The 3076-nt window shown below is 72.3% G+C and carries 3 protein-coding genes; all 3 read right to left on the reverse strand.

All coding sequences use genetic code 11. The annotated features are described in order from the left end of the window. Positions 1 to 152: 152 nt before the first annotated feature. The 3 genes from QSK20_RS31830 to QSK20_RS31840 are packed head-to-tail and all read right to left on the reverse strand — an operon-like array spanning position 153 to position 2935. Positions 153 to 422, reverse strand: a complete 270-nt coding sequence (locus QSK20_RS31830) for a phosphopantetheine-binding protein (protein ID WP_285792306.1) — start codon at positions 420 to 422, stop codon at positions 153 to 155. 36 nt (positions 423 to 458) lie between these two features. Beyond that, positions 459 to 1406, reverse strand: a complete 948-nt coding sequence (locus QSK20_RS31835) for a threonine ammonia-lyase (protein ID WP_285792307.1) — start codon at positions 1404 to 1406, stop codon at positions 459 to 461. After that, positions 1403 to 2935 (reverse strand): amino acid adenylation domain-containing protein, encoded by a 1533-nt coding sequence (locus tag QSK20_RS31840; protein ID WP_285792308.1) that lies wholly within the window; start codon positions 2933 to 2935, stop codon positions 1403 to 1405. Before QSK20_RS31840 ends, QSK20_RS31835 begins: the two co-directional genes overlap by 4 nt. Between the last annotated feature and the right edge of the window lie 141 nt (positions 2936 to 3076).

Raw genomic sequence — 3076 nt, forward strand, 5'->3', positions numbered from 1 at the left:
CCCCCGACAACACCTCCACCCCCACAAACCTGTCCGCCGCCACCGCCAAACCCTCCGGCGCCAACCGCAACACACCCGACGCCGGAAAACCCGGCCCACGCAACGCAAACTGATCCCACAACCGCCACCGGTCGCCCAGCGGCACCCCTGCCTCAGTCATCGCTGCCTCCCTGCAGGTCGTCGATGGCGGCGGCGAGGTCCGCAGGTGACGGGTAGGCGAACACCAGGGCCACGGGGACTTCCCGGCCGAGCGCGTCCTGCAACCGGGCGGTGATCTGGAAGGCGGCCAGGGAGTCACCGCCTGCCTCGAAGAAATCGCTGTCGACGTCGAGGGCGTCGTCGCGCAACGCCTCCCGGTAGATCGCGACGATCAGCCCACAAACGTCGGTGGGCCGTACCTGCTGCTCGTTGGTGATGGTCATCGTCGGTTCCTTCCGGTTCGGTCGGTGGTCTTCTGGTCAGTGGGCGAGGGCGCTCGTCGCGCGGTGGGAAGCCGACAGGGTGGCGGGGATGTTGCCGCCGGAGATGACGGCGACGGCCCGGCCGGCGGCACCGAACTGCAGTACGCCGGCGAGGGCCACGCTGCCGGTGGGTTCGGCGGCGATGCCCGCCCCGTGCAGGAGGTTCATGGCCGAGCTGATCGCCTCGTCGGTGACCCCGATCAGCTCGTCCACCCGGTGTCGGATGATCGGGAAGGGGACGGCACCGGGTCGTTGGCCTCGCAGGCCGTCGGCGATGGTGTCCGGCAGCGGCAGCTCGACCGGCCGGGCCGCCGCCAGGGAGTGGGCGTAGCGGCGACCGTGGGCGGGTTCGACGCCCACGATCCGCACCGGGGTGGCCAGGCACATCGCCGCCAGGCAGATGCCGGCGAGCAGGCCGCCGCCTCCGGTGGGCACGAAGATCAGGTCGGTCTCCGGCGCGTCGGTGAAGACCTCCAGCCCTACGGTGCTCTGGCCGGCGACGACCAAATCGTGATCGGATGAGGGGATGAGGGCCGCGCCGGTGCGGGCGGCGTGCTCGCGGGCGTACCGGTCCCGTTCCACGACCCCGCCGGGCACCTGCAGCACCTCTGCGCCCAGGGACCGGAGCGTCGCGGCCTTGGCGGTGCTGGCGCCGGCGGCCATCACGACCGTGACCTCGACGCCGAGCCGGCGGCCCAGGGTCGCCAGGGCGATGCCGTGGTTGCCGGAGGATCCGGCGACGACGGCACGAGCGTTGCCAGCCAGCAACGCGTTGGCCGCGCCGCGGGCCTTGAACGATCCGCCGAGCTGCAGGTGTTCGGCCTTGAGAAGAACGGCGGGCAGGGAGTTCACGGCGAGCAGGGGGGTACGCCGGACCACGCCGCGGATCCGGTCGGCCGCGGCCAGCACGTCGCTGGCGCCGAGACGGGTGTCGGGGTGGGTCATACCGATGGGTCTCCGGCGAGCGGGGCGGCGGCGCGCAGCGTCGCCCGGTCGGCCTTGCCGCTGGCCGTGGTCGGCATTATGGCCACCCGCACGAACCGACGCGGCATCATGTAGTACGGCAGCGTGCGGGCCAGGTGGGCACGGAGCGCCGGGTCGGTGACGGTCGCCGGTTCACCGGCGATGTGGGCGACCAGGTAGGTCCGTCCCCGGTCGTCGGTCTCGGCGACGACCACGGCGTTGGTGACCGCGGGGTACCGGAGCAGTGCACCCTCGATCTCGGCCGGGTCCAGCCGGTAGCCCCGTATCTTGATCTGCCGGTCGGCGCGTCCGAGGTACTCCAGGTTGCCGTCGGGGTGCCGCCGAGCCAGGTCACCGGTGCGGTACATGCGTGCCCCCGGCGGTCCGGACGGGTCGGGAACGAACCGGTCGGCGGTCAGTCCCGGCCGACCGCCGTAGCCGCGGGCGACCCCCACGCCCCCGATGTGCACCTCTCCGATCGCGCCGTCGGGCACGGGGCGCAGCCGCGCGTCGAGCAGTTGAACGGTGACCTGGTCGATGGGCGTGCCGACGAGGTCACCGTCGGTCTGTGAAACGGGCGGCACCCGGAACCGGGTGGAGGTCATGGTGCACTCGGTCGGGCCGTACTGGTTGACCAGGTCACCGGTGATGACGCGCCGCCTGCCGGACAACAGGAAGGGCCGCAGCGACTCACCGCTGGCGAGTACCAGCCGCAGCGGCGGTAGCCCCTGCGCGCCGTCAGCGGCGAGGACGGTGAGCAGGGACGGCGTGGCGCTGAGCACGGTGTTGCCGTCGAGGGCACGGACCGCCGCAGCGAACCCGTCGGGCCGCAGCAGCGCGGCGCGGGGCACCAGGATCAGTCGGCCGCCGGCGGTCAGCGGCGCGAAGATATCCCGGATCGAGGCGTCATAGCCGAGCGGGGCTACCTGCACCGACGCGGTGTGCGGGCCGAGGCCGTGGTCCCAGCGGATGCGGCGTAGGTAGTTCTCCAGCCCTCGGTGCTCGATCAGCACCGCGTTGGGGGTACCCGTGGAGCCGGACGTGTGGCTGACGTAGGCGAGTGAGCGCGGATGGATCCGGGGCGGCAGCACCGGGTGCGTGGGAGTGTCGGCCGGTCGGTCCAGCAGCACGGTGCGGCCGGGAACGGGGAGCGCGAGCCGCTGTGCGAGCCCGGTCTCGGTCAGCAGGTGGCGTGCGCCCGCGCTGTCGACCATGGCCGCGAGGCGGACCAGGGGCAGCTCGGTGTCGAGCGTGAGGAACGCGGCCCCGGCCCGGGTGACGGCGGCCATGGCGATCACCGCGTCCAAGACCCTGGGTACGGCGATGGCACAGACCTGCTCGGGGCGTATCCCGTCGCCGATGAGCCGGCCGGCGAGCCGCTCGATCCGATTGGCGAGATCGCGGTAGGACACGACCTCGTCGGTGGTGACCAGGGCCGGGGCGTCCGGGGTGAGGTCGGCGTGCGCGTAGAGGGCGTCGACGTAGGTGACGCCGGTGTCGGTGCTGCTCATGCCGGAGTCCTACTCGTCCGGGTCTGGTCCACCGCCACGAACCGCAGTTCCGACGTGTACCGGTTGCCCACGTCATCGGTCAACCACACCTGCTCCGGCGTCGGCAACATCTCCGTCACCGTCAACCGCCCACCCACATCC

Origin of the sequence: Micromonospora sp. NBRC 101691, from assembly GCF_030269285.1 — a bacterium.
Lineage (GTDB): Bacteria > Actinomycetota > Actinomycetes > Mycobacteriales > Micromonosporaceae > Micromonospora > Micromonospora echinospora.